The organism is Paenibacillus sp. P3E, from assembly GCF_001909045.1.
In the GTDB taxonomy this organism is placed as follows: Bacteria; Bacillota; Bacilli; order Paenibacillales; family Paenibacillaceae; genus Paenibacillus_AQ; species Paenibacillus_AQ helianthi.
In genome coordinates, this window is record NZ_LVWH01000225.1 from 1 (window position 1) to 25,231 (window position 25,231).

Sequence of the window (25,231 nt, forward strand, 5' to 3'; positions counted from 1 at the left end):
AGGGTTGGGCTGTTCGCCCATTAAAGCGGTACGCGAGCTGGGTTCAGAACGTCGTGAGACAGTTCGGTCCCTATCTGTCGTGGGCGCAGGAAATTTGAGAGGAGCTGTCCTTAGTACGAGAGGACCGGGATGGACGTACCGCTGGTGCATCAGTTGTTCCGCCAGGAGCATGGCTGAGTAGCTACGTACGGACGGGATAAGCGCTGAAAGCATCTAAGCGTGAAGCCCCCCTCAAGATGAGATTTCCCAGTATGTAAGACCCCTTGAAGACGACGAGGTAGATAGGTTGGAGGTGGAAGCACGGCAACGTGTGGAGCTGACCAATACTAATCGGTCGAGGGCTTATCCAAATGATAAACGCAGATTCGTTTCGGATTCAGTTTTCAGGAATGAAGGTTCCTGTGTGGATTTACATGGCTATATCAATTGGAGAGATACCCAAGTGGCTATAAGGGGACCCTCTGCTAAGGGGTTAGACTGCGTAAGCGGTGCGAGGGTTCGAATCCCTCTCTCTCCGCCATTTTAAATCCATTACCATGTTATTGTGGCGGCGTAGCTCAGCTGGCTAGAGCGTACGGTTCATACCCGTGAGGTCGGGGGTTCGATCCCCTCTGCCGCTACCATACATACCTGGAGGCTTAGCTCAGCTGGGAGAGCATCTGCCTTACAAGCAGAGGGTCGGGGGTTCGAACCCCTCAGCCTCCACCATTTTTATCTTTTAGTTTCAGGTTTTACACCGTGCCGGTGTAGCTCAACTGGTAGAGCAACTGACTTGTAATCAGTAGGTTGGGGGTTCAAGTCCTCTCGCCGGCACCATTTTCTAATAAATGCGGAACCGTGGTGTAGTTGGCCTAACATGCCTGCCTGTCACGCAGGAGATCGCGGGTTCGAATCCCGTCGGTTCCGCCATTTTTATGTTTTAAGGCTTGTTTATATGGCTCGGTAGCTCAGTCGGTAGAGCAAAGGACTGAAAATCCTTGTGTCGGGGGTTCGATTCCCTCCCGCGCCACCATATTGTGGAGGCTTAGCGAAGTGGCCAAACGCATCAGACTGTAAATCTGCTCACGTACGTGTTCGGTGGTTCGAATCCATCAGCCTCCACCAGTTTTATGAGCCATTAGCTCAGTTGGTAGAGCACCTGACTTTTAATCAGGGTGTCGAAGGTTCGAGTCCTTCATGGCTCATTCCAATCTGAAAGTCATCACCTTTAGGTGGTGGCTTTTTTGTATTTCCATAATTCCCAATAGTATGTTCTGAGTTCGAGTTTAGAATTTCTTTCTTCATTCAGATTCTTGAGCGGATGAAGAATGAAAACATAATGTATATAGAACAGCCAATGGCGCGGGTAGACGAGGTGAATGATGGTGTTTTTAGCGAATAGGGTGAAAATTCAGACGGAACGTGGATTTATAACTTTTGTTCATAATCGGGTGGATTCTAAATTTGCCGGGAGTTTGGGGGAGTTCCCTTCATAAAAATAAGCATATTGAGACTGATAAACGGTCCCTAATGACAGATATGGAGCATGTATGGGAGATGGGGATGTAGCAGTACATGCTGAACAGGCTACTGTAGCTGTGATAGAGGGGGCAATCGCCGACATGTGGGGGAAAGGGACCGAAAAAGTTGTACCCGGATCCTCTGCATCCGGTAAAAAAGGGGCACATACATGCTCGATGATATTTACGTTTGTCATTACAGCGGGTTTACTTAGGCGCATATTGACGACAAATGTGATAAAATAGGCGAAAAGAGCAAAAGTGGTGGAGTATGGTGACGATGGATAGTGAGGTTTTGCGTCAAAAGTTGGAGCAGCTCACCGGAAAGAGAACTGGAATCAAACAGCTTGGGAGGCAGCATTCGGCTTCCCTTTTTGGCATAGGTACAGAAGAGCAGGAACAGCCAGTGTTCCACGAGGGACACCTATGGGTGCCTTTGTATGAGAACGAGGGAAGGATCACGGCGATTTGGCTGGAACTCGATGGGCTGACTCCTTTAGAAGTGCAATTGGTCAATTATGCTGCGAGGAATTTCGCTATAGCCCTGAAGGCGACAGGCCTTAAGGAAGAAGGCGAACTGGAGGCCCGTCAGCTTAGCGGCTGGCTGAATGCCCAATTAGAGCAGGAAAAGAATGATGCGGAAATTCCTGATGAGATGACTTTGAAGGGACGGCTGGTGGGGGAGATGATTCCATTCCTGCTGGTCAGCGAAAATGTTCATAACCCGCAAGTAACCTACCGTTCGCTGATGAAGCTGCTGAGGAGTTACTTCGAGAATGAAATTCTGCTTATTCCGCTTCAGGAGAAGGAATGGTTAATTTTAGCCCGTAAGGAACTGCTCACCGGCGGGGATGATAAGGATGATGAGGAAGAGAGTAATGAGGATCTGCTGGCTCAGACTTGCATGGGATTGCATGAATTGATTGCCAGCGAGTGGGTGGGAGTATTTCACCTGGCGGTGGCACCTGCGATTATTCCTGTGAAGGGATTGACCGGGTCCGTAGCTTTGCTGCGGGAAACAATCATTTTGGGCCGGGTTTTCCAGGTGGGAGACTATATTCATTTGCCATGGGAGCTCCATATGGAGCGTCTAGTCAATAGTATTCCCGATGACCGCCGCAGACAACTGCTCGGACAAATAGGAGATTATACTTCTGTGCTGGCGGATAAAGAGATGCTTCTGACTCTGGAGACTTTTTTCGAGATGGACTGTAATGTCAGTGAAACAGCAAAAAAGCTATATATCCACCGGAATACGCTACTGTACAGGCTGGATAAGATCAAACAGGAGACTGGCGCCGATGTCCGGAGCTTTGGAGACGCCGCTATTGTAAAGTTAGCCATGTTATTGTATAAAGTGACGAAAAGAAAATAGGTTTTTTGTGAACCTTACAAATAGCCATCGCGGCATGTGTGGGGTAAGATAAACGTACAAGAAAGCGATTTATTTTTTAATCTAATAATTGACTCGAGGGGGAAATAAAATGGCAGGCGTACGTTTAGAGCATATTTTCAAAAAATACCCGGGTTCCGATAAAGCGACAGTAATCGATATCAATCTTGATATTAAAGATAAGGAATTCTTGGTACTGGTTGGACCTTCCGGTTGCGGTAAATCCACAACCTTGCGTATGATTGCTGGTCTGGAAGAAATCTCTGAAGGAAAAATGTACATTGGCGACCGTGTAGTCAATGACGTAGCTCCTAAAGACCGCGATATCGCGATGGTATTCCAATCCTACGCCCTGTACCCGCACATGAGCGTGTATCAGAACATGGCATTCGGTTTGAAACTGCGTAAAGTGAAAAAAGAAGAAATCGACAAGAAAGTTCGCGAAGCTGCGAAAATCCTCGATATCGAACACTTGCTTGACCGCAAACCAAAAGCATTGTCCGGTGGTCAACGTCAACGTGTCGCACTGGGCCGCGCTATCGTACGTGATCCGCAAGTCTTCCTGATGGATGAACCTCTCTCCAACTTGGATGCTAAACTTCGTGGTCAAATGCGTGCGGAAATCACTAAACTGGTTAAACGCCTGGAAACCACTTGTATCTATGTAACACATGACCAGACAGAAGCTATGACAATGGGTGACCGTATCGTAGTTATGTATGATGGTATTATTCAACAAGCTGCTTCTCCTGAAGAACTGTACAATGAGCCTACGAACCTGTTCGTAGCCGGATTCATTGGTTCCCCTACAATGAACTTTATCAACGGTACATTGTCTGATGTTGGTGGTGCTGTACGCTTCCGTGCTGAGAACCTTGATGTTGAAGTTCCAGGTGGCAAGGCTACACTACTTCGCAACAAAGGCTACATCGGCAAAGAAGTAATTATGGGCGTTCGTCCAGAAGATATTCACGAAGAACCAGTATTCCTGGAAGCTTCGCCGAATACAATCTTCACTTCGTTGGTTGATGTTACTGAAAACCTTGGTCATGAAATGCTCCTCTATTTGAGCGGTCTTGGCACTAACACTGTGATTGCACGTGTAGATGGACGTTCGACTACTCGTGAAGGCAGCAAGCCAAAATTGGCCATTGACATGAACAAAATCCATCTCTTCGATAAAGAATCCGAACTTAACATTTTGCTCGGATAAGATAGTTAGACCTGCTTGAACTAAGCCGCCTGAGAAGGCGGCTTTTTTAATAAACAGGACCAGCCTTTTTTATTGAAGATCCTCTACAAACCTTGAATTTGGACCGAAGCCTAGGCCCCACCAAGTGGGGCTGTTTATTTTTACATACTGCTGTTCATAAAATTCAGGTTTTTCATCAGGCTTCATGCGGGAGGAACTGCGGCTATTAAGATTGCATTCATAGGCGTTATCCATTAAGATAGCAGGAGAATTACCTGCGGCTGGAATGGGAATTAGTATTAACCAAATGCGGGCGAGCGGATAACACCGCTGGTGACGAAAGGACGGACACACATGGCTAAGAAGGTAAAAGTATCCGAATTGGTGCAGCATTTTCAGTTAGAGGTTGTTTCCGGACAAGAGGGTCTGAAAAGACCTATTACAGTGGATGATTTGAATCGTCCGGGACTTGAAATGGCTGGTTATTTTGAATATTATCCGGAGGAACGTGTTCAGCTTCTGGGCAAAACCGAACTGGCTTTTTTCTCAATGCTTCCGGATGAAGAGCGCAAGAGCAGAATTCGCGGGATCTGTAACGACAATACACCGTGTATTGTGATTACGAGAGCCCTTGATGTGCCTCAGGAGCTTATCGATATTAGCAATGAAAAGGGACTGCCAGTGCTGCGAAGCTCGATGGCGACTACAATATTCTCCAGCAGGCTCACCAGCTTTTTGGAAGGGAAACTGGCACCTACAGCTACCATTCATGGTGTTCTGTGTGATGTGTATGGTGTGGGGATGCTAATTACCGGCAGTAGCGGTATCGGTAAAAGTGAGACAGCGCTTGAGCTCGTAAAACGCGGCCATCGTTTGATTGCCGATGATGCGGTGGAAATCCGCCAAACCTCGGATAATCAGCTGCATGGTACAGCACCGGAACTGATCCGTCATCTGCTTGAAATTCGCGGTGTTGGGATAATTAATGTTATGACACTGTTTGGCGCAGGGGCTATTCGTAATCATAAACGGATTACACTGGTGGTCAGACTGGAAGCTTGGCAGCAGGACAAACAGTATGACCGGCTCGGACTGGATGAGGAAACGACTAGGATTATTGATACGGATGTGCCACTTGTGACTATTCCCGTGCGTCCTGGACGTAACCTTGCAGTTATTATAGAAGTAGCAGCAATGAACTATCGTTTGAAGCAGATGGGCTACAATGCTGCATTACAATTTACGAATAAGCTTACTGCCACCATATCTGAAGACATGGATGATTTGGACTAGGAGTGTGAGAGCATGTTTTTTTCATTAGCGATTGATCCGATTGTCTTCTCCATCGGTTCTCTGCCGGTTCACTGGTATGGTCTAATACTTGGTGTCGGTGCGTTGGTTGGATTACTTTTGGCCATCCAGGAAGGCAAGCGCTTCAATATTTCACAGGAATTCTTCATGGATATGCTGCTCCTTGGTTTGCCTTCAGCCATCATTGGTGCGCGTATTTATTATGTGGCATTCAAATGGGAGGATTATAAGGACAACTTTGCGGATGTCTTCAAAATCTGGAATGGCGGGATCGCTATTTATGGCGCTCTGATCGGTGCGGTTATTTGCGGTATGATTTATTTCCGTTACAAAGGGTACCCCTTCTGGCGGATTGTGGATATTTGTGCACCCGGACTGCTTGCAGGCCAGATGATCGGGCGTTGGGGCAACTTCGTGAACCAGGAAGCGTATGGTGGCGTTGTAGAAGAGTCCTTCCTTCGTGATAAGCTGCATCTTCCTGATTTCATTGTGAACCAGATGTACATAGGAGATGCTTTTCATCACCCCACTTTCTTGTATGAATCCCTCTGGAGTTTGCTGGGTATCCTGCTGCTGATGGTCCTGCGCCGGCAAAAATTCGTGCGTGCAGGTGAGATCTTCCTGTCTTATTTCATTTGGTATTCCATTGGCCGCTTCTTTATCGAGGCGCTCCGTACAGACAGTTTGGGGTTTCAAGGAAGCAGCGGACTTGCATCGTTCCTGAATGGCTTATGGTCACCGATGAAGTGGTTTGGTTTTGAACAAGGATACCTTGATCCAGCTTACGGGAATATCCGTAGCTCGCAGCTGCTGGCACTGCTGACTATAGTAGCAGCTATAATAATAATCATTGTCCGACGGGTAACGGGTCAACCCAAGGATCATTACTCTGATCCTATTATCAGTACGAAGGCCGCTGCTGTAGATACGATAGTTCCGGACAGTGCGGTACATACGCCGCAGAGTGCCCCACCGGTTAGACAGCCGGAACCGGACAAGACACCGGATGAAGTATCGAAGGAGTAGCAGAAGCTAATGATAGAATGTGTACTATTTGATTTGGACGGAACGATTGTAAATACGAATGAGCTGATTATCAACTCGTTCATACATGCGCTCAAGGAGAATAATCTGCCCCCGCTAACCCGGGAACAGATTATTCCTCATATGGGGACTACGCTTCAGCAGCAGATGAGAGTTTTTTCTGGTCTAGAGGATACCAGTGTACTGGAGCTTGCCTACCGGGCCTATAATAATGCTCATCATGACGAATTGATTGGTTCTTTTCCCCATGTGAATGAGACGATGGAAGAACTGTCACGGCGCGGTATCAGACTGGGAATTGTAACGACCAAGATTCGTCCGACCACGATGAAGGCGCTGGAGATGTTCGATCTGCTAAAGTATATGGAGACGATTGTTACCGTAAGCGATGTAGTTCAGCCCAAGCCACATCCAGAACCGGTTCTGAGGGCTGTCAGCAACCTGGGTGTTGATCCCCGAAAAACATTGATGGTGGGAGACAGTGCGGTTGATATTCAGTCGGCCAAGGCAGCAGGTGTACTTACGGCGGGAGTAGCCTGGTCACTCAAAGGTGAAGAGACGTTACGGAAATATGAACCGGACTATATCATTCATGATATGGAGGATATCTTCAATATTGTGGAGCAGGGGACGATGGGACCGTGAGAAAAGTAACCCGCTATCCTGTGGAAGGACATAATTCTCTTTGGTACATTTACCGAACGGTTAGTCCCTGGAAGGGTGTACGCAATTTTATTTTTATACAGATTGCCCGGTATTGTCCAATTCTTTCGCTTAAGAACTGGATATACCGTAACGTTCTGGGTATGAAGGTTGGCAAGCACACGGCGTTTGGACTGATGGCCATGGTGGATGTATTTTTCCCGGAAAAGATTACGGTGGGTGAGAATTCCGTGATCGGCTACAACACTACCATTCTCGCACATGAATACCTGATCAAGGAGTACCGCCTGGGTGAGGTCATTATCGGTGAAAATGTGCTGATCGGTGCCAATACAACGATTCTCCCTGGCGTAACCATCGGGGATGGGGCGATTGTAGCGGCAGGTTCTGTAGTGCATAAGGATGTAGCCGCAGGTTCCTTTGTTGGAGGCAACCCGCTGCGGGAATTGACGCCTTCTACAGGGATGAATGCCGAAGAGGTATTACAAGATTAGTGATGCAATAAAAGTTGCCCTGCAGGATCAGGTTGCGTGCACTTACGCAGGAACTGCGGGGTTTTGTTATGTAAAACAGAAATGTTAAGCAACCTTTAAGTATTAAACTGGCGGATTGTGGCGATATACTTAGGTCAGGCTACATTGTCAATGTTGGTTAGGCAGCAAAGGATATGATTGGATACAGGCACCTGGGGTGCGAGTTCACAGGAGGAAATGAAATGGGACAAAAGGAAAGAATTCCGCAGCTGGATATATTTCGGGCAGTTGCGATATTTGCGGTGATCGCTATTCATGCTACTTCACGCACACTTGCGGAGACACTGGACACCTCGATGTTCCATCCGTTTTTGTTCATTAACAAATTCAGCCAGTTCGCCGTACCTTCGTTTGTCTTTCTGAGCGGATTTGTGTTGTTCTACAATTATATTGACCGTCCGCTAAGCGGGAAAACACTGGGGAAGTTTTATAGCCGCAGGCTGATATATATTATTTTGCCTTATGTTGTATTTTCACTCATGTACTTTATTCTAAAAATGACAGCAGGTCATACCTGGAGTATGCCTTTGGATGAAATGGCCCGGAAGTTGGGCAAGTATCTGCTTACCGGGACGGCGTATACCCATCTGTATTACATCATCATTATTATCCAGTTCTATATCCTGTTCCCGCTCATGTTATGGTGCCTTCAGAAGGTCCGGCGTCTTGCTGCCTGGGCACCCATAATAGGTCTGCTTCTGCAATGGGGATTCGTACTGCTCAATAAATACATGACCAATCACGGTTACTGGCAACTGTCCAAAGGTAGTTTGGCTATTACTTACTTCTCCTACTTTCTGCTGGGGGCGGCAATTGCCGTCTATTATAGTCCATTGAAAAAATGGCTGGTCCTCTCACGTGAAGGATGGCGTTCCGGTAAAGGTCCGGGGTGGATTATGCTCTGGGTGCTATGGGCTGCCGCTGGAATCACTCATGTAGAGCTCTGGTTCAATAACTATACGAAAAAAACGGTAATTAACAGCCTGTGGTATGAAGGCTTCTCCAATCTGCAGGCACTGCTCTCCTGTATTGTGTTGCTGCAACTGTCGTTCCTGCTCTATGGGACAGGCAAGCGTCTGCTGAGCCGTATGCTGATCTCCATCGGTGCTTGTTCCTTTGGAATCTACCTGCTTCATCCGGCCTTGCTGTTCCTATACAGAAAACTTCCGTTTCACGGGGGTTCACTCGCATATACAGCGGCAATTGCCGGCGGTTGGCTTGTGGCCTTGCTGGGTTCATGGCTCGTGGTTGCTCTCGTCTTCCGTTATGTGAAGCCTGCCTGGATTGTATTCGGTTCCGGACCGCAGATGCCGAAGAAAAAGGCAGCCCTTTAGCATCCATTCTATCAAAGATCATACCAAACAAAGCGCCACCATTCGCATCCTGCGACGGGTCGGCGCTTTGTTTGGTATATTAAGCAAAACGGGTAGAGCGGCTGTTACTCTCCGGCTTGTTCCCGCTGAAACTCGGCGATAGCCTGATAATGGCTCTCCAGACTGCGGTAAACGGAGATATAAATCGGCAGCAGCTGTTTATAGACGTCAGCGTGCTCCTTGATTGGATGATGCTGATGGGTCGAGCCGATCATTTTAAAAACAATATCAAAGGTGTCTGTGCGTCCGGTAGCGTAAAGGCCAAGCACAACCGCTCCCAGACAAGAACTCTCGAAGCTCTCTGGAATGACAACCTCCTGGTCAAAAATATCAGCCATCATCTGCCGCCACAGTGATGAGCGGGCAAAGCCTCCGGTGGCATGAATCTTGGCCGGCTGTCCGATCTGCTCCTCCATGGCCAATAACACAGAATACATGTTGAAAATGACACCTTCCAGCACGGCACGGATCATATGCTCTTTATGGTGATTCATCGTTAGGCCAAAAAAGGAACCTCGGGCATCCGGATTCCATAGCGGCGCACGTTCTCCGGTAAGGTAGGGATGGAAGAGGAGGCCGTTACTGCCCGCCGGTACCTGCTCGGCAATGCGTGTCAGCACCTCATAGGGGTCAATACCCAGACGTTTGGCTGTTTCCACCTCGGAGGCAGCGAACTCATCACGCACCCAGCGGAAAAGCATTCCCCCGTTGTTCACCGGACCCCCGATAACCCAGTGTTTCTCTGTCAGGGCATAACAGAATATCCGTCCCTTGGGATCGGTAAGCGGCCGGTCGACAACTGTGCGGATGGCTCCGCTGGTTCCGATTGTGGCAGCAACGACCCCTGGCTTAATAGCGCCCACACCAAGGTTGGAGAGGACACCGTCGCTGGCACCAACTATAAACGGAGTGTTTGGCAACAAACCGAGCTTCTCAGACCAACCAGGCTGGAGGCCCTGCATAATCTGGGTAGTGGGAACAGGCTTGGAGAGATGCTCCGCGGTAATGCCGGCAATACTCAGGGCCTCCGTATCCCAGTCCAGCTGTTCTAAATTGAACATGCCAGTGGAAGAGGCTATAGAATGATCAATAACATATTCACCGAAGAGCTTGGCGAAGATGTATTCCTTAATGGAAATGAATTTGTATGTCTGGCGGAACAGCTCCGGCTGCTCCTCCCCCAGCCACATCAGCTTGGTGATCGGGGACATAGGATGAACAGGTGTTCCTGTACGCAGGTATAGCTCGTGGCCGCCTAATTCGTCTCGCAAGCGTGCTGCACAGGCAGCACTTCGGTTATCTGCCCATGTAATACACGCTGTCAAAGGATTACCCGCATGGTCTACAGCAATTACACTGTGCATGGCGGAGCTGAACGAAAGAAAAAGGACAGAATCGGGCCTGATGGCGCTGTCCTTCATGACGGCTCCGACGGTATGGACCACAGCAAACAGGATCTGGTCCGGGTCCTGTTCTGCAACCGAGGATGAAGGGGTGTGCAGCGGATAACCCTGATCCGCTTGTGCGGTAATTTTTCCGTTTTCCTCAAAGAGGACAGCCTTAGTGCTTGTAGTTCCAATATCGACGCCTAGCATATAGGATGTGCCCAATCTGCAAACCTTCTTTCCAATGAAGATGCTATCCGGATATTTTAAATGATTAGGACAGGCTGCGAATCAGCGTTTCAGAAGAATCGGCAAAATACTCCTGAACCACCTTATGGATCGTTTCACGATCTCCTGAACGAAGTGCCTCAATAACCACGCGGTGCTTCTCCGCTATCCAATGCATCCGTTCCTCTCCGAGGGTAAAGCCTTTTTCGGTAGTAATTAGAATGACGGTCATTACAATATAACGGATGCTCTTCCATAAATGAAGAATCCTGGTGTGCTTCGCTTCGGTGATAATGGATTCATGAAAAGAGAAGTCCTGGCGGGCAAACTCAACGTAATCATTGTGCTTGACGGCCAGCTTCATTCTGTCGATACTCTGTTCGAGCTGTCGGATTAGCGATTCCTGTATATTCATGGCGAGCCGTTCTTGGGCAAAGCTCTCGATGAGGTACCGGACATCATAGAGCTCCTCAACATCTTTGATGTTCAGTCCTACAACAACGGCTCCCATTCTTTCCAGACGGATTAATCCCTCGCCAGCCAAGGTCTTGAGTGCCTCACGGACCGGAGAACGGCTGATGCCAAAATCGGCTGAAATCCGGTTCTCCGAAAGCACCTCGCCTGGTTTGATGTTTTCATTTATGATTTGCAGCCTGAGTTCACAGGCAATCGATTCTCCAAGGGAAGCTCCTTGCAGCCATGTGGCAGGATAATGCATGTAAAAGGACTCCTCTGTGTGATTAGTTGTTAGCTAAGACCAGGCATTCCATTAATTTTAGCATACAATGTCTTCACCGTTCCATCCGGTTAACCTGCGCCGTTCCTTGCCTGGAGCGCATTCTGTAATTCAAATCAGTCCTTCTCCTGCACAACAGCGTGACCGCCAAATTCATTGCGTAGCGCAGCTACAACCTTGCCGTGGAAAGTATCGTCCTCAAGGGAACGGTAGCGCATCAGCAAAGAGAGGGCAATAACCGGTGTGCTGGCTTGAAGATCAAGTGCAGTTTGAACGGTCCATTTACCTTCTCCGGAGCTCTGCATTACCCCGCGGATTCCGGAAAGCTTCGGATCTTTGGCAAAAGCGTTCTGTGCAAGCTCCATCAGCCAACCGCGGATCACAGATCCATTCGACCACAGTCCGGCAACCTGCTCATAGTTAAAGTCGAACGGGCTTTTCTCCAGCAGCTCAAAACCTTCGGCAATGGACTGCATCATTCCATACTCAATACCATTATGGATCATCTTCAAAAAATGGCCGCTGCCACTTTCCCCTGCGTACAGGTAACCCCGCTCGACCGCGAGATCACGGAATAGCGGTTCAATGTCCTTGAATACCTCCGGATCGCCCCCAACCATTAAGCAGGCTCCATGCTCAGCCCCCTCCGTTCCGCCGGATGTGCCGGCATCGAATAAATAAATGCTGCGCTCACGCAGCTTCTCTGCCCGTGCAATGGATTCCTTGTAGTGGGAGTTGCCGCCGTCTATGATGATATCCCCCGCATCCAATAGCCGGGATAGACTCTCAATCACTCCTCCTACGATCTCGCCGGCAGGGAGCATGACCCAGACTATTCTGGGATGTTCAAGCTTCGCAACCACTTCCTCCAAGGATGAAGCGGCAAGCGCGCCCCGTTCGGCTAACTGCAGCCCCATTTGCGGGTTGATATCGCTTACCACAAGCTCATGCCCATGGTTCATCAGGTTCAGTGCCAGGTTAAAACCCATTTTGCCCAGTCCGATCATGCCCAATTTCATTGTAGTTCACTCCTTAGCAGATTCTTGTGATAACTTGTGTACTTGTATACAACTTTGTTTGTATCTTACTACTGCACTGAATAGCTTGTAAAGGGTAATCTTGTATGTAATTAATATTCGTGAGAGTAAGGCTCCCGGCTATTAAGAGGTGTGGATGGAGACCATATATAAAAATCTCAACATCACTCTATATGTAAGCAATTATGCTATTCTATATATCAAAGGTTCAATTGACGTATAGGATCGTCCGTGATACGATATTGCCACTGCTTTACTTTGTTACCACTGTACCATAATAAAGCGTTTATTTCCTACTATTGATGATATCTGACGAGGTGACCAATGAAGATGTCCAAACCAAAGGGATTCGAGAAGCCGGCTGGCGTGCGTGACTATCTCCCGCGTGCAGTGGCCAAACTGCGCAAGATCGAGAATGATGTGCTGCACTGCATGAGCCGCTGGGGATACCGGCAGATGATTACGCCCACATTGGAATATTACGATACCGTCGGCGTGGCCAGCTCTACATCCGATCAGAAGCTCTATAAATTGCTTAACAACCGCGGGCAGGCACTGGTGCTCCGCTCGGAGATGACAGCGCCGGTGGCGCGTGTGGTTTCTTCACTGTTAAAGGATGAGCCGCTGCCTCTCCGCCTGTCCTACCACGCTAATGTGTTCCGGGCCATTGAGGAGGAAGCGGGGCGGGAAGCTGAATTCTTCCAGACCGGGGTAGAGCTTGTCGGCGATGATTCACCGGAGGCTGATGCCGAGGTTGTGGCGCTGGCGATTTCCTCGCTGCAGGCGGCGGGCGTGAAGTCTTTCAAAATCGCCATGGGGCATGTTGGCTTCCTCGACGGGTTGTTCCAGGAGGCGGTAGCCGGTCTTCCGGAAGCGCAGGAAGAACTGAAGAGCCATTTGCTAAACCGTGATTATGTGGCCTTCCGCGAGACGCTCCGCCAGCTTGAACTGACTGAGGCGCAGAAGAATGAGCTGGATGGACTGCTGCGGCTGCGGGGAGGCAAGGAAATCTGCAGTCAAGCTCTGGAGCTCAGCAGCCATCCGCTGGCCCGTACCTCTATCGAGCATTTATGCAAGGTGTGGGAAGTACTGGTATCGTATGGCGTCTCTCAGCATGTTCTGATTGATCTGACGATGATTGGCGACTTCTCCTATTATACAGGGATGACCTTTGAGGGATATGCCTCTGAGCTTGGATTTCCGGTATGCAGCGGTGGCCGGTATGACAATCTGCTGCAGCAATTCGGGCGCCCCATTCCGTCAACCGGCTTCTCTTTGAAGACGAACCGTATTCTGGACGGTGTATCCGGGGTACCGGAAGAGGAAGAGCTTCCAGTCCTAATCCAGTACGACGCTTCCCGGCGCAAAGAAGGTCTGGAGGAGGCGGCGCGGTTGCGGGCTGAAGGCCATGTAGTGGTGACACGGCTGGCCAGCGAGGCCGGTGATCTGAAGACAGTGAAGCGTTTGGACACAAATGCGGTTGAAGCGGAAGGCAAAACGTACGGGGAGATTTATACATTCGTTTCTTTTGTCAGCGAGCATGGCTAAGTTCTACATATACAGGTATATAGGCAAAGATATGGAAACGGAGGTCGATGATAATGGCGCAGATATTGAAGGTGGCCATGCCAAAAGGTCGGATTTACAATAAAGCAGCCGAGTTGTTCCGTCAAGCGGGGCTGCCGATTCCGGCGGATGGTGAAGAGTCGCGTAAGCTGGTGATTTCATTGCCGGAAGCGGGAATGGAATTTATCCTGGCCAAACCGGTCGATGTTCCCACTTATGTGGAATATGGTGTCGCGGATATCGGAATTGTCGGCAAAGATGTGCTTCTGGAGGAAAACCGTGACGTCTACGAGCTGCTGGATCTGGGGATCGCGCGCTGCCGGATGTCGATTATCGGCTTGCCGAACTGGCAGCCGGGTATTCAACAACGGGTGGCGACGAAATATCCGAATGTGGCTTCCCGCTATTTCCGCGAGCAGGGGCAGCAGGTGGAGGTTGTGAAGCTGAATGGTTCCATTGAGCTTGCACCGCTAATCGGTCTTGCAGACCGTATTGTTGATATGGTGGAGACCGGCCAGACGCTGAAGGACAATGGGCTGGTGGAGATGAAGAGCATCTTCGAGATTACGAGCCGTCTTGTGGCCAACCGAGTAAGCTACCGGATGAAGAACGAAGAAATTCAGCAACTATGCGACCGCCTGCAGGCGGTTATCACCCGACCGGGAGCGGCAACGGGCGGAGTAGAGCGCTAAGGATGTAAAAGGGGGAAGCAGCGGTGAAGGTTCAATCGAGCAAGGAATTTAAGCTTCAGCGTGAAGTAGAGTACGGAACGCCTGAGCAGAATAAGGCCGTGAAGGAAATTGTGGCCGATATTAAAAAAGAAGGCGACGCGGCACTGCTCCGTTATACGGAGCGGTTCGACGGCGCTGCGCTTACTGCAGCACAGCTGCGGGTAACGGCAGAGGAGCTCCAGGCTGCATACGGCAGGGTGGAGGAGTCCTTTGTAACGGCGATCCGCGCCGCCGCAGCCAATATCCGGGCGTTTCATGCCCGGCAGAAACGCAATTCCTGGATGGATCTGCAGCCGGACGGCACGATCCTGGGCCAGATCATCCGCCCGCTGAAGCGAGTGGGCGTATACGTGCCCGGCGGCAAGGCGGCATACCCGTCCTCGGTGCTGATGAACGTGATTCCGGCTCAGATTGCCGGAGTGCCGGAGATTGTGATGGTCACTCCGCCTTCGACCGGCGGCACGGAGGGCATCGATCCTTACATCCTCGTTGCCGCCGCAGAAGCCGGCGTGAACGAGATCTACCGCGTGGGCGGCGCGCAGGCGATCGCCGCCCTGGCCTTCGGCACGGAGTCTATCGTGCCGGTCGATAAGATTTGCGGGCCAGGGAACATCTACGTGGCCCTGGCCAAACGCGAGGTCTACGGCGCTGTCGATATCGACAGCATCGCCGGACCGAGCGAGATCGTCGTGCTCGCCGACGATACCGCTGAGGCCGCCTACGTCGCGGCCGACCTGCTCTCGCAGGCCGAGCATGACGAGATGGCCTCGGCCATCCTGGTTACGCCATCGCAGCGCTTGGCGGAGGCCGTTGCTGCCGAAGTAGAACGGCAGCTGCGTGAGCTTCCGCGCGAGGCGATCGCGCGCGCATCCGTGGACAACTATGGCGCGATCATCGTCGTGGAGTCGCTGGCGGAAGGGATCTCCGTTGTGAACCGGCTAGCGCCGGAGCATCTGGAGATTGTTACAGAGGACCCGATGGGTCTGCTCGGCAGCATTGAGAATGCCGGAGCTATCTTCCTCGGTCCGTACAGCTCGGAGCCGGTCGGCGATTATTTTGCCGGCCCGAATCATATTATTCCAACCAATGGCACAGCACGGTTCTCGTCGCCGGTGGATGTGGATGATTTCATTAAAAAATCAAGCCTGATCTATTACAGCAAGGAAGCACTGCTGAAGGACGGGGCAACAATTATTGAGCTGGCTCGCCGCGAGGGGTTGGAAGGCCATGCACGTGCAATAGAGGTCAGACTGCAGAACGAAGCGAAGGGTGGAGACGGAAATGGAAAATAACAACGAGGCCCAGGCCGTACGCCAGGCGGGACTTAGCCGTAAAACGAATGAAACGGATATCAAGCTCACGCTGGCCGTGGACGGCAGCGGGGTTTCGGAGCTGGAGACGGATGTCCCGTTTCTGAATCATATGCTGGATTTATTTACAAAGCATGGCCAGTTTGATCTGTCCGTGCAGGCGCGGGGCGACATTGACATTGACGATCACCACACCGTGGAGGACATCGGCATTTGTCTGGGACAGGCGCTTCGTGAGGCACTGGGCGACAAAAAAGGCATCAAGCGCTACGCGAGTGTCTTCATCCCTATGGATGAGGCACTGGCTCAGGTGGTTATCGATATCAGCAACCGTCCGCATTTTGAGTATCGTGCTGCATATCCATCGCAACAGGTTGGAAGCTTTTCCACAGAGCTGGTGCATGAATTTCTGTGGAAATTCGCACTGGAGGCACGGATTACACTGCACGTGATCGTGCATTATGGTTCGAATACCCACCACATGATCGAGGCGATATTCAAAGCGCTGGGCCGGGCGCTGGATGAAGCGACACGGATTGACCCGCGCGTGAAGGGTGTGCCTTCCACGAAGGGAGTGCTGTAGAATGACCGTTGCAATCGTCGATTACGGCATGGGCAATCTGCATAGTGTCAGCAAGGCGGTGGAACGACTCGGGTACAAAAGTCTTGTGACGGGTGAGGCCGGGGAGATTCTTGCTGCCGATAGCGTCATTTTGCCGGGCGTCGGTGCGTTTGGCGATGCGATGGAGCATCTGCGGGAGAGCGGACTGGATACTGTGGTCCGTGAGGCAGCATCTTCAGGACAGCCGCTGCTGGGGATATGCCTCGGAATGCAGCTGCTGTTCACAAGCGGCGAAGAATACGGCACTCATGAAGGGCTTGATCTTCTGCCTGGCTCGGTGGTCCGTTTTGCACCTCGTGAGGGCTACAAAGTCCCGCATATGGGCTGGAACAAGCTGGATTTCCTCCAGCCGCAGAGTCCGTTGTTCGCGGAACTTGAAGCAGGGCATGTATATTTTGTCCACTCCTTCCATGCTGTCATGGAACAGCAGAGCGATTTGCTCGCCATCACAGATTACGGTCATCCGGTTACGGCTATTGTAGGCCGGGAGAATGTATTTGGTATGCAGTTTCATCCGGAGAAGAGCGGAGAGCTTGGAATGAAGCTGCTGGGCAATTTCTTGCAACTGAAGGATACGCGGGTATAAGCCCACTATATATAATGAACTTAAGAAACTCTCTTTATGACTATTGACTATATTGTAGCGAAAGTGGGAGCGCCTCATGTCTTCTTTTATCGTATATCCGGCGATTGATATCCGGGATGGAAAATGCGTCAGACTGCAGCAGGGGGATTACAACCAGGAAACCATATATAACGACAGCCCGCTGAAGGTAGCCAAGTCTTGGGAAGCGCAGGGCGGGAAATTTATTCATCTCGTGGATTTGGACGGAGCCAAAGCCGGACATCCGGTAAATGACGCCATCATCGGGGCTATCGCCAAAAACGCGGGTGTTCCCGTACAGGTAGGCGGAGGCCTCCGCACGATTGCGGATGTGGAAAAACTGCTGGGACTCGGCGTCAGCCGTGTCATTATCGGTACAGCCGCCATCAACGATCATGCCTTCACAGAGGCTGTGCTCGCCAAATACGGCGACAAAGTGGCGATTGGGATTGATGCCCGTGGTGGCTATGTTGCCACTCATGGCTGGCTGAACACCTCTGAGGTTCGTGCAGAGGATCTGGCCAAGGAGCTGGCAGCCAAAGGCGCTGAAACGTTCATTTACACCGACATCTCACGCGACGGTATGATGCAGGGTCCGAACATCGAGGGTATCGTGTCCATGGCTGCTACCAGCGGTAAAACCGTGATCGCCTCGGGCGGCGTCACAAGTCTGGACGACCTGCTGCGCCTTAACGTACATAGCGGCAGCGGCATCGGCGGTGCGATAGTCGGCAAAGCGCTATACACTGGCAATATTGATCTTACCGAGGCTTTGCAGGCTCTGAACGGGAAATAGAATGACCGACAGGTTTTAGCTGCACGAATGCAGTTTGAGCTCGATTCCAAGTTTAGTTCATCTTATGGTTATTCTTTACGCAGGCGGTTCGAAGCCGCCGTCCCGTGAGGGGCCAGAACGTGGAACACGAAAGTTGTTTAAGGTCTAAGGTTTAAAGTTTAAGGTTTTGCCCTTGCAGGTGCAACGACGTAGAAGCGGCCCCGCAGGGGTAAGCGCTCATTAGCCATAATTGCCCGGGAGCTTAGGCCCCTGCCCACGCCAGCCATCCGGGTGTCCAGAGGGCCGGGGCCCTTGGGGTCCCCCTTGGCTAAGGGGGATTTAGGGGGATCGAAAAGGTTGGATCGTAAAAGGTTGGATCGTAAAAGGTTTTCACTCGAAAACTATGGAAAGGGGTTATTTCATGTTAGCCAAACGCATCATTCCCTGTCTGGATGTTAAAGACGGGCGGGTAGTCAAAGGCGTGAACTTTGTGAATCTGCGCGATGCCGGTGATCCGGTGGAGCTGGCGGCATTGTATGACCAAGAAGGCGCCGATGAGCTTGTATTTCTGGATATTTCAGCTTCTGTGGAAGGCCGGGCCACGATGGTTGAAGTCGTGCGGCAGACCGCAGGTGAAATTGCCATCCCCTTTACAGTGGGCGGAGGGATCTCTACTCCGGAGGATATGAAGCGCATCCTGCGCGCGGGTGCGGACAAAATCGGGATCAATACAGCGGCGGTCAATAATCCGCAGCTCATTCTCGAAGGGGCCCGGCGTTTCGGAGCCCAGTGTATTGTAGTGGCGATGGATGCCAAATACAATGAGGCTTGGGGCGAATGGGAAGTATACACGCACGGCGGGCGCAAGCCTACGGGAATCCGTGCGCTGACCTGGGCCAAGGAGGCCGAGAAGCTGGGTGCAGGCGAGATTCTGCTGACCAGTATGGATGCGGACGGCACGAAGGACGGCTTCGATCTGAAGCTGACTGCTGCGGTGAGTGACCTGCTTACCATTCCCGTGATTGCATCTGGGGGAGCAGGGAAGACGGAGCATTTTTATGATGTATTTACGGAAGGTAAAGCCGACGCTGGACTAGCGGCGACGATTTTTCACTATAAAGAAATCGCCATTCATGATTTGAAGGCAGATCTGAAGCAAAAAGGGGTAGAGATCCGATGAGCGAAGCAGAGCAATTAACAGCCCAGAGCCAACAGAAAGTATTAGAGGGCATACGCTGGAATGAAGCTGGACTGCTCCCTGCCGTAGTGCAGGATGCGAACAGTCTGGAAGTGCTAATGGTTGCCTATATGAATAAAGAATCGCTGCAGCTCTCGCTGGAGAGCGGACAGACCTGGTTCTGGAGCCGGTCACGCAGCGAACTGTGGCATAAAGGGGGGACCTCGGGCAATACCCAGGCTATTACTTCCATTCATTATGACTGCGACAGCGACACTCTGCTGTTGAAGGTTGTACCGGAAGGGCCAGCTTGCCATACAGGGGAGACCTCCTGTTTCTTCCGCGAGCTCCCGCTGAGCCATCCGGCAGCAGCAGGCAGCGTTAAGGAACCAACTGCCGCGACTGCCTCGCAGGGGCTAAGCGACAGTGAGCGTTTTGCCGTTCTCGGGGAGCTGGAGCGGGTGATTGCCGAGCGGGAAGCAGAACGGCCGGAAGGCGCGTATACAACCTACCTGTTCGATAAAGGCGTTGATAAAATTCTGAAAAAAGTGGGCGAAGAGGCCTCGGAAACGATCATCGCCGCCAAAAATAAAGACAATGCCGAGCTGCGCCTTGAAGTCAGCGATTTGATCTACCATCTGCTGGTGCTGCTGCAGGAGCGCAAGCTTCCGCTGGATGAGATTATGAAGGAACTGAGCGCCCGCCATGAACGGCCGCGCCGTGATTAGGAAGGAGCCTTCAGCATGCGTATTGATTACCATACCCACCATGAGCGCTGTGGACATGCAGTAGGTACCCTTGAACAGTATGTGCAGCGGGGGGTTGAACTGGGGCTGGAGCAGCTCGGTTTGTCTGATCACCTGCCGCTTCTTCATGTAGACCCGGATACCTACTATCCAGAGATGGCGATGCCGTTATCCGAGCTTCCCCGCTATGTGGACGAATGTCTGAACCTTAAGGAGCGTTATCGCGGAAGGATTGAGCTGCGTGTAGGACTGGAAGCCGATTATATCGAGGGCTACGAGGAGCAGATCCGTGAGCTTTTGGCACCGTATCCTTGGGACTATTTGATCGGTTCGGTACATTTTCTCGGAGAATGGGATATTACGGATTTTCGCCAGACGCAGGGCTGGGAAGGTCAAGATGTGATGGAGGTTTACCGCCGGTATTATGATGCTGTACGGAAGTCGGCGTTATCGGGATTATATGATATTATAGGACATATGGATGTTATCAAACGGTTTGGCTACGGTCCACAGACACCAGAGGGCAAGGCAAAGGTGCGGGCGATGGAGCTGGAGGCGCTCAGTGCGATAGCGGGCAGCGGCATAGCGATGGAGCTTAATGCATCAGGGCTTACCAAGCCCTGCGCAGAGATGTTTCCTGCTGAGCATGTGCTGCAGCAGGCTTTGACGCTGGGCATACCGCTCACCCTGGGCTCTGATGCCCATGATCCAATGAAGCTGGGAGACGGCTTGCAGGAAGCCCGCAGCATGCTGTGGCACACCGGTTTCCGCGAATTGGCTGTGTTTGAGGGTCGCGTCCGTACATTGGTTCCGTTTGAACTATAAATTTTGATCCCCAGGAGGGTACTATGCATCATCATCAATTGCGTATTTTTTCCGGTTCGTCGAATCCGAAGCTGGCCGCTGATATTGCGGAGCGTCTGGGCGCACCGCTGGGCCAGATTAAGCTGACCCGCTTCAAGAGCGGCGAGATTTATGTGCATTATGAAGAGAGCATCCGGAACTGTGACGTATTTTTGGTGCAATCCCTCGCTCACCCCATTAATGAGCTGTTCGTAGAGCTGCTGGTCATGATTGATGCGGCTAAGCGGGCCTCGGCAAGAACGGTGAATATTATTGTGCCTTACTACGGCTATGCCAGACAGGAGCGCAAATCCGCGCCGCGCGAGCCGATATCGGCCAAGATGGTAGCTGATGTGCTTACAACCGCCGGAGCTACCCGTGTGATTACGATTGATCTGCATGCAGCGGCTATTCAAGGCTTTTTCAACATCCCGGTCGATCACTTGACAGCACTTGATCTGATCAGCGGGTATCTGAAGGTAAAAGGCTTGTCCGACCTGGTTGTGGTATCCCCGGATGCAGGCCGTGCCTCCATGGCAGAGAAGCTGGCCAGCCGTCTGGACTCACCATTTGCTATTATGATCAAGAAGCGCCCGGCTCACAATGAATCGGTGATTACGCATGTGATTGGGGATGTAGAGGGTCGGACGCCTATTATTATCGAGGACTTGATCGATACAGGCACAACGATTGTGAATGTGGTGGAAGGCCTGAAGGAGCGCGGGGCGAAGAACAGCATCGTTTGTGCAACTCATGGACTCTTTTCGGGAGATGCACTAAGCCGTATGGTTCACCCCAATATAGATGAAATTGTCGTTACCGATTCCATTGCGCTGCCGGATGATCATTCCAGCCGGTTCACTGTGCTCTCCGTAGCACCTATGCTGGCTGAAGCCACACGCATTATTATTGAAGGCGGTTCTATTGATAAGCTGTTCAGAGACGCGGGGATTTAATTCCTGCGTCTTTTTTATATTGGGGCAAGAGACAAACCAGACTGAACAATCAGGGGGCTTGAATAGTTTTTTGAAGCTTTTTCCTCCTGAAGAGTCCCTTCCAATCTTGAGAATCCCCCTGTCACATGTGGTATACTGTGTGAAGACAGTCGGGACCAAAAATGGAAACGACGGCACTTAGGTGGGAGTCCGGGCAGGCGTTTGCTGCCGCTCTCCTATTTTTCGTGAGGATAAGGAAGCTTACAAAGGGAGGTGCCTTGCTTCCATGATTGAGAGAACTTCAGAGAATAACGTGGTGAATGGTAACGTGATTCCCGTCACTCTGGATGCCAATTTTTTCTTTGAAAGAGCCGTACGGTCATTGGACCGCTTTCAATATGATAAGGCATTGAAGAATTTTCGCAAAGCTGTTGAATATGAGCCGGAAAACCCGGTGAATCATTGCAATATGGCGGGTATATTATCCGAGATGGGGAAATACGAGGATTCCAACGACATCTTGACTCATGTTCTGGATGAGATTGATCCTACTATGACAGAGTGCCACTTCTATATGGCTAATAACTACGCTAATATGGAAAACTTTGAAGAGGCGGAGCGCAGTCTTGTGACCTATCTGCAAGAGGATGCAAGCGGTGAGTTTCTGGCCGAGTCCGAAGAGCTGATGGAACTGCTGCAGTATGAGCTGAACCGGCCCGCTCCGCTAGTCCGGATCCGCAGCCGGGAAGGTGTGGTGGAGCATGACAGAGCCCGGAGTCTTTTGGAGGAAGGCAAATTCCCGCAAGCGGTCAAGCTGCTTGAAGAGATTGTCCAGAACATTCCTGACTTCCTGGCGGCACATAACAATCTGGCTCTTGCCTATTTCTATATGGGCCGCTTCGCCAAAGCCAAGGAATGTCTTGGCGAAGTGCTGAAGCAGGACCCGGGCAACCTGCATGCGCTCTGTAATATGGCGATTTTCCTGCAATATGCTGGCGATCAGGACCAGCTTGCGGGATTGGTGCGTATGCTTGAGGCGACAGTGCCTTTTCATCAGGAGCATGTATTCAAAATGGCGACAACGATGGGCATATTGGGCAAGCACCAAACTGCATATGGACATTTCCGCCGTCTGCTGAAGGATGAAGAGGTCGGCGGTGATGCCGGCTTATACCATTATTGCGCGGCGGCGGCCAGCAATAGCGGGCTTCATACTGAGGCTATACGCTGCTGGCAGATGGCTTCCAGGCTGGACCCTGAATCAGCAGTGCCGAAATTTTTTCTGTCCCAGATGCAGCTGGCACAGTCAGAGGGCAGGCCGCTGCCTCCGGTAAGCTATAATTATCAGCTGCCTTTTCAGGAGCAGCTGAAGCAGTGGAAGAACAATACGGACAGCTTCACGGAAGAAGTACAGAATAATCCGCTGCTGCGCGCTTCGTTCTTCTGGGCGCTGCGCTACGGTGATGCTAGTACGAAGCTCCAGGTGACAGAAGCGCTGCGCTGGATTGAGGACGATGAAATATCCGATGTTCTGAAGGGAGTTTCGGAACAGGAACCGCTGCAGGAGGCTGCGCTTCTCAGTCTGCAGCGGCTGATCGGCGGTAGTCCGGAGGAAAGTGTAGTCCAGAGGGCGGCTCAGGAACCGGTTGTGTCAAGCCATAAAGGGCCGCCAGAGTGGAAGGAAGACTGGCAGCGGATTATAGATCATATGGCTGCTGTGATGGACCGGAGATTGGATGCCGCCCAGAAGAGGGATGCCGAGCTCCTCTGGAAGCAGTTCATAGCCCGCCTCTATCCGGATGTACCCTTGTTCCGGCATGCAGAGGGCTGGTGTGCGGCTCTGGAATATCTAACCGCCAAGCTTCATGGTCATCCGGTTACTTACCGCGAGGCTGCACAGCATTACGGCGTTTCCGTCTCTATGGTAAGCAGGTACGCACGGCGTATTCATCAAGCATGCGGGTTAACGCAGGACGGGGCGGCAGCAGACATTTTGCCGCCATTTACGGAAAATATCTGACCCTAAGGAGGACTTGCTAATGTACAAAACAATTGTAATCGGAACAGGTCCGGCAGGATTAACTGCTGCGATTTACCTGGCACGTGCCAACCTCAGCCCCCTTGTTATTGAAGGACTGCAGCCAGGAGGACAATTGACTACGACGACAGAGGTAGAGAACTTTCCTGGTTTTCCTGAAGGTATTCTAGGTCCGGATCTGATGGATAACATGCGCAAGCAGGCAGAACGCTTTGGGGCTCAATTTAAGAATGGCTGGGTGGATTCTGTGGATTTCTCGCAGCGCCCTTTCAAAGTAACCGTGGATGGTCTGGGTGTACTGGAAGCAGAGTCGGTGATTATATCGACCGGTGCTTCGGCGAGGTACCTGGGCATACCGGGAGAGCAGGAGAATGTCGGCCGCGGGGTAAGTACCTGTGCAACCTGCGACGGTTTCTTTTTCCGTGGTAAAAAGATTGTCGTGGTCGGCGGCGGCGACTCCGCGATGGAGGAAGCCAGCTTCCTCACGCGATTCGCTTCCAGTGTAACTCTGGTCCACCGCCGTCCGGAACTTCGCGCTTCGAAGATTATGCAGGACCGGGCGCGGGAGAACAGCAAAGTAGCTTGGGCCCTGAACCGCACACCGCTTGAAGTGACCATCGGGGATACCGGGGTGAAGGGACTTACCGTCCGTAACAATGATACGGGTCTTGAGGAGCTCGTGGAAGCAGATGGCGTATTTGTCGCTATCGGCCACACACCGAATACCGCGTTCCTGGGCGGTCAGATTACTACGGATGCCAACGGCTACATCGTTGTGAATCCGGGGACAACCGAAACCAACATTCCCGGCGTGTTCGCTTGTGGGGATGTTCAGGATACCCGTTACCGGCAGGCGATTTCGGCTGCAGGAACCGGCTGCATGGCTGCTATGGATGCTGAGAAATATCTGGAAGGCGCTATGGTACATGACTGGAGCGAAGCGCTGGATAAGTAACCACAATGCTGGTTAAACAAATTTTTTGATTGACAATAAATACCTGCTAAAGTAGATTGTATTTAATTAGATAAGATACCCACTAGGGGAGCCTGAATTGGCTGAGACGGGGAAATTGAATTCCCGGACCCTTGAACCTGATCTGGATCATACCAGCGTAGGAAAGTGGAGCCGGACCTTTTTTGAGCACAGCCTTATTGGGCTGTTCATGAATAAAGCCGCTCCAGGTGGAGCGGCTTTTTGCGTGCGCCTCACAGTCGCACTATCTAGGTGGTTCAAATCCACCCGGTGACTTTACCCTTTAAAGTGCCGTAGCCGAAGCAGACTTCCGGCAACCGAAGGTTGCCGGAAGGGCAGGGTGTCTTCCGTAAGGAAGAATCCGAAGGGCCTGCAGGCAAAGTCCAGCCCGGAATGCAGTGAACCAGAGGTGGCGGCGATGCTGGGTGACCCGCCGTAAAAACGGGGAAACCTATACGAAATCGTATATCTTACAGGAAAACACACAAAGGGAAATGACCTGCAAGACTCATCGACG

General features: G+C 51.3%; 22 protein-coding genes, 8 tRNA genes, 1 rRNA gene and 1 riboswitch. Of the genes, 28 read left to right on the plus strand and 3 right to left on the minus strand.

Features of this window, described 5'->3' with window-relative positions:
* The 16 genes from A3842_RS29060 to A3842_RS29140 form a co-directional block, all read left to right on the plus strand.
* Positions 1-350: ribosomal RNA gene (locus A3842_RS29060) — 23S ribosomal RNA — on the plus strand; the annotation flags it as partial.
* Positions 351-428: 78 nt separating this feature from the next.
* Positions 429-520: transfer RNA gene (locus A3842_RS29065), tRNA-Ser, on the plus strand.
* Between the two features lie 26 nt (positions 521-546).
* Positions 547-623 (plus strand) — tRNA-Met (locus A3842_RS29070).
* A gap of 9 nt (positions 624-632) precedes the next feature.
* Positions 633-708 (plus strand) — tRNA-Val (locus A3842_RS29075).
* Positions 709-740: 32 nt separating this feature from the next.
* Positions 741-816 (plus strand) — tRNA-Thr (locus tag A3842_RS29080).
* A gap of 15 nt (positions 817-831) precedes the next feature.
* Positions 832-909 (plus strand) — tRNA-Asp (locus A3842_RS29085).
* Between the two features lie 27 nt (positions 910-936).
* Positions 937-1,012 (plus strand) — tRNA-Phe (locus tag A3842_RS29090).
* A gap of 6 nt (positions 1,013-1,018) precedes the next feature.
* Positions 1,019-1,104 (plus strand) — tRNA-Tyr (locus tag A3842_RS29095).
* A gap of 7 nt (positions 1,105-1,111) precedes the next feature.
* Positions 1,112-1,184: transfer RNA gene (locus A3842_RS29100), tRNA-Lys, on the plus strand.
* Positions 1,185-1,779: 595 nt separating this feature from the next.
* The gene (locus tag A3842_RS29110; protein WP_074088699.1) at positions 1,780-2,874 is read left to right on the plus strand and encodes a PucR family transcriptional regulator; all 1,095 of its coding nucleotides are present in this window, start codon (positions 1,780-1,782) and stop codon (positions 2,872-2,874) included.
* A gap of 109 nt (positions 2,875-2,983) precedes the next feature.
* The gene (locus A3842_RS29115; protein WP_074088700.1) at positions 2,984-4,105 is read left to right on the plus strand and encodes an ABC transporter ATP-binding protein; all 1,122 of its coding nucleotides are present in this window, start codon (positions 2,984-2,986) and stop codon (positions 4,103-4,105) included.
* Between the two features lie 333 nt (positions 4,106-4,438).
* A complete protein-coding gene (hprK, locus tag A3842_RS29120; protein WP_074088701.1) occupies positions 4,439-5,377 on the plus strand; it encodes an HPr(Ser) kinase/phosphatase in 939 nt (312 codons plus the stop codon).
* A gap of 12 nt (positions 5,378-5,389) precedes the next feature.
* Positions 5,390-6,421, plus strand: coding sequence for a prolipoprotein diacylglyceryl transferase (gene lgt / locus A3842_RS29125; protein ID WP_074103629.1), 1,032 nt, complete (start codon positions 5,390-5,392; stop codon positions 6,419-6,421).
* A 9-nt stretch (positions 6,422-6,430) separates the two neighbouring features.
* Positions 6,431-7,084 (plus strand): pyrophosphatase PpaX, encoded by a 654-nt coding sequence (ppaX, locus tag A3842_RS29130; RefSeq protein WP_074103630.1) that lies wholly within the window; start codon positions 6,431-6,433, stop codon positions 7,082-7,084.
* Positions 7,081-7,596: an acyltransferase gene (locus A3842_RS29135; RefSeq protein WP_074088704.1), complete on the plus strand. Its 516-nt coding sequence runs from the start codon at positions 7,081-7,083 to the stop codon at positions 7,594-7,596. The genes ppaX and A3842_RS29135 overlap by 4 nt, the downstream gene beginning before the upstream one ends.
* Positions 7,597-7,817: 221 nt before the next feature.
* Positions 7,818-8,969 carry an acyltransferase gene (locus A3842_RS29140; RefSeq protein WP_074088705.1) on the plus strand — a complete coding sequence of 384 codons (1,152 nt, stop codon included), beginning with the start codon at positions 7,818-7,820 and terminating at the stop codon, positions 8,967-8,969.
* A 104-nt stretch (positions 8,970-9,073) separates the two neighbouring features.
* Here A3842_RS29140 and gntK read toward each other — a convergent pair whose 3' ends face one another.
* From gntK to gnd, 3 genes are all read right to left on the minus strand, one after another.
* Positions 9,074-10,603 carry a gluconokinase gene (gntK, locus tag A3842_RS29145; protein WP_074103641.1) on the minus strand — a complete coding sequence of 510 codons (1,530 nt, stop codon included), beginning with the start codon at positions 10,601-10,603 and terminating at the stop codon, positions 9,074-9,076.
* A gap of 64 nt (positions 10,604-10,667) precedes the next feature.
* On the minus strand, positions 10,668-11,339 hold the full coding sequence (locus tag A3842_RS29150) for a GntR family transcriptional regulator (protein ID WP_074103631.1): 672 nt from the start codon (positions 11,337-11,339) through the stop codon (positions 10,668-10,670).
* 134 nt (positions 11,340-11,473) lie between these two features.
* Entirely contained in the window at positions 11,474-12,376 is a 903-nt protein-coding gene (gnd, locus tag A3842_RS29155; RefSeq protein WP_074103632.1) for a phosphogluconate dehydrogenase (NAD(+)-dependent, decarboxylating), read from the minus strand.
* 348 nt (positions 12,377-12,724) lie between these two features.
* Here gnd and A3842_RS29160 point away from each other — a divergent pair, with 348 nt between their 5' ends.
* The 12 genes from A3842_RS29160 (at position 12,725) to trxB (ending at position 24,696) form a co-directional block, all read left to right on the plus strand.
* The gene (locus A3842_RS29160; RefSeq protein WP_074103633.1) at positions 12,725-13,942 is read left to right on the plus strand and encodes an ATP phosphoribosyltransferase regulatory subunit; all 1,218 of its coding nucleotides are present in this window, start codon (positions 12,725-12,727) and stop codon (positions 13,940-13,942) included.
* Between the two features lie 53 nt (positions 13,943-13,995).
* Positions 13,996-14,652 (plus strand): ATP phosphoribosyltransferase, encoded by a 657-nt coding sequence (gene hisG / locus A3842_RS29165; RefSeq protein ID WP_074088709.1) that lies wholly within the window; start codon positions 13,996-13,998, stop codon positions 14,650-14,652.
* Between the two features lie 23 nt (positions 14,653-14,675).
* The gene (hisD, locus tag A3842_RS29170; RefSeq protein WP_074103634.1) at positions 14,676-15,983 is read left to right on the plus strand and encodes a histidinol dehydrogenase; all 1,308 of its coding nucleotides are present in this window, start codon (positions 14,676-14,678) and stop codon (positions 15,981-15,983) included.
* The gene (gene hisB / locus A3842_RS29175) at positions 15,973-16,584 is read left to right on the plus strand and encodes an imidazoleglycerol-phosphate dehydratase HisB (protein ID WP_074103635.1); all 612 of its coding nucleotides are present in this window, start codon (positions 15,973-15,975) and stop codon (positions 16,582-16,584) included. Before hisD ends, hisB begins: the two co-directional genes overlap by 11 nt.
* A gap of 1 nt (position 16,585) precedes the next feature.
* On the plus strand, positions 16,586-17,209 hold the full coding sequence (hisH, locus tag A3842_RS29180; protein WP_074103636.1) for an imidazole glycerol phosphate synthase subunit HisH: 624 nt from the start codon (positions 16,586-16,588) through the stop codon (positions 17,207-17,209).
* A gap of 76 nt (positions 17,210-17,285) precedes the next feature.
* Entirely contained in the window at positions 17,286-18,023 is a 738-nt protein-coding gene (hisA, locus tag A3842_RS29185) for a 1-(5-phosphoribosyl)-5-[(5-phosphoribosylamino)methylideneamino]imidazole-4-carboxamide isomerase (RefSeq protein ID WP_074103637.1), read from the plus strand.
* Between the two features lie 400 nt (positions 18,024-18,423).
* Positions 18,424-19,182, plus strand: coding sequence for an imidazole glycerol phosphate synthase subunit HisF (gene hisF, locus A3842_RS29190; RefSeq protein ID WP_074103638.1), 759 nt, complete (start codon positions 18,424-18,426; stop codon positions 19,180-19,182).
* Positions 19,179-19,907: a bifunctional phosphoribosyl-AMP cyclohydrolase/phosphoribosyl-ATP diphosphatase HisIE gene (hisIE, locus tag A3842_RS29195; protein ID WP_074103639.1), complete on the plus strand. Its 729-nt coding sequence runs from the start codon at positions 19,179-19,181 to the stop codon at positions 19,905-19,907. The genes hisF and hisIE overlap by 4 nt, the downstream gene beginning before the upstream one ends.
* 15 nt (positions 19,908-19,922) lie before the next feature.
* Positions 19,923-20,750: a histidinol-phosphatase HisJ gene (hisJ, locus tag A3842_RS29200; RefSeq protein WP_074088716.1), complete on the plus strand. Its 828-nt coding sequence runs from the start codon at positions 19,923-19,925 to the stop codon at positions 20,748-20,750.
* A gap of 23 nt (positions 20,751-20,773) precedes the next feature.
* Positions 20,774-21,724 carry a ribose-phosphate diphosphokinase gene (locus tag A3842_RS29205; RefSeq protein WP_062523658.1) on the plus strand — a complete coding sequence of 317 codons (951 nt, stop codon included), beginning with the start codon at positions 20,774-20,776 and terminating at the stop codon, positions 21,722-21,724.
* 265 nt (positions 21,725-21,989) lie between these two features.
* Entirely contained in the window at positions 21,990-23,723 is a 1,734-nt protein-coding gene (locus A3842_RS29210) for a tetratricopeptide repeat protein (RefSeq protein ID WP_074103640.1), read from the plus strand.
* A gap of 19 nt (positions 23,724-23,742) precedes the next feature.
* A complete protein-coding gene (gene trxB, locus A3842_RS29215) occupies positions 23,743-24,696 on the plus strand; it encodes a thioredoxin-disulfide reductase (RefSeq protein WP_074088718.1) in 954 nt (317 codons plus the stop codon).
* Between the two features lie 74 nt (positions 24,697-24,770).
* A riboswitch (TPP riboswitch) is annotated at positions 24,771-24,877 on the plus strand.
* The last annotated feature ends 354 nt before the right edge of the window (positions 24,878-25,231 follow it).

What these genes read in the sequence shown, in the direction of transcription:
- A3842_RS29110 (WP_074088699.1), top strand. Translation starts at nt 1,780, where the DNA reads ATGGATAGTGAGGTTTTGCGTCAAAAGTTGGAGCAGCTCACCGGAAAG.
- A3842_RS29115 (WP_074088700.1), top strand. Translation starts at nt 2,984, where the DNA reads ATGGCAGGCGTACGTTTAGAGCATATTTTCAAAAAATACCCGGGTTCC.
- hprK (WP_074088701.1), top strand. Translation starts at nt 4,439, where the DNA reads ATGGCTAAGAAGGTAAAAGTATCCGAATTGGTGCAGCATTTTCAGTTA.
- lgt (WP_074103629.1), top strand. Translation starts at nt 5,390, where the DNA reads ATGTTTTTTTCATTAGCGATTGATCCGATTGTCTTCTCCATCGGTTCT.
- ppaX (WP_074103630.1), top strand. Translation starts at nt 6,431, where the DNA reads ATGATAGAATGTGTACTATTTGATTTGGACGGAACGATTGTAAATACG.
- A3842_RS29140 (WP_074088705.1), top strand. Translation starts at nt 7,818, where the DNA reads ATGGGACAAAAGGAAAGAATTCCGCAGCTGGATATATTTCGGGCAGTT.
- gntK (WP_074103641.1), bottom strand. Translation starts at nt 10,603, where the DNA reads ATGCTAGGCGTCGATATTGGAACTACAAGCACTAAGGCTGTCCTCTTT.
- A3842_RS29150 (WP_074103631.1), bottom strand. Translation starts at nt 11,339, where the DNA reads ATGCATTATCCTGCCACATGGCTGCAAGGAGCTTCCCTTGGAGAATCG.
- gnd (WP_074103632.1), bottom strand. Translation starts at nt 12,376, where the DNA reads ATGAAATTGGGCATGATCGGACTGGGCAAAATGGGTTTTAACCTGGCA.
- A3842_RS29160 (WP_074103633.1), top strand. Translation starts at nt 12,725, where the DNA reads ATGTCCAAACCAAAGGGATTCGAGAAGCCGGCTGGCGTGCGTGACTAT.
- hisG (WP_074088709.1), top strand. Translation starts at nt 13,996, where the DNA reads ATGGCGCAGATATTGAAGGTGGCCATGCCAAAAGGTCGGATTTACAAT.
- hisB (WP_074103635.1), top strand. Translation starts at nt 15,973, where the DNA reads ATGGAAAATAACAACGAGGCCCAGGCCGTACGCCAGGCGGGACTTAGC.
- hisH (WP_074103636.1), top strand. Translation starts at nt 16,586, where the DNA reads ATGACCGTTGCAATCGTCGATTACGGCATGGGCAATCTGCATAGTGTC.
- hisA (WP_074103637.1), top strand. Translation starts at nt 17,286, where the DNA reads ATGTCTTCTTTTATCGTATATCCGGCGATTGATATCCGGGATGGAAAA.
- hisF (WP_074103638.1), top strand. Translation starts at nt 18,424, where the DNA reads ATGTTAGCCAAACGCATCATTCCCTGTCTGGATGTTAAAGACGGGCGG.
- hisIE (WP_074103639.1), top strand. Translation starts at nt 19,179, where the DNA reads ATGAGCGAAGCAGAGCAATTAACAGCCCAGAGCCAACAGAAAGTATTA.
- hisJ (WP_074088716.1), top strand. Translation starts at nt 19,923, where the DNA reads ATGCGTATTGATTACCATACCCACCATGAGCGCTGTGGACATGCAGTA.
- A3842_RS29205 (WP_062523658.1), top strand. Translation starts at nt 20,774, where the DNA reads ATGCATCATCATCAATTGCGTATTTTTTCCGGTTCGTCGAATCCGAAG.
- A3842_RS29210 (WP_074103640.1), top strand. Translation starts at nt 21,990, where the DNA reads ATGATTGAGAGAACTTCAGAGAATAACGTGGTGAATGGTAACGTGATT.
- trxB (WP_074088718.1), top strand. Translation starts at nt 23,743, where the DNA reads ATGTACAAAACAATTGTAATCGGAACAGGTCCGGCAGGATTAACTGCT.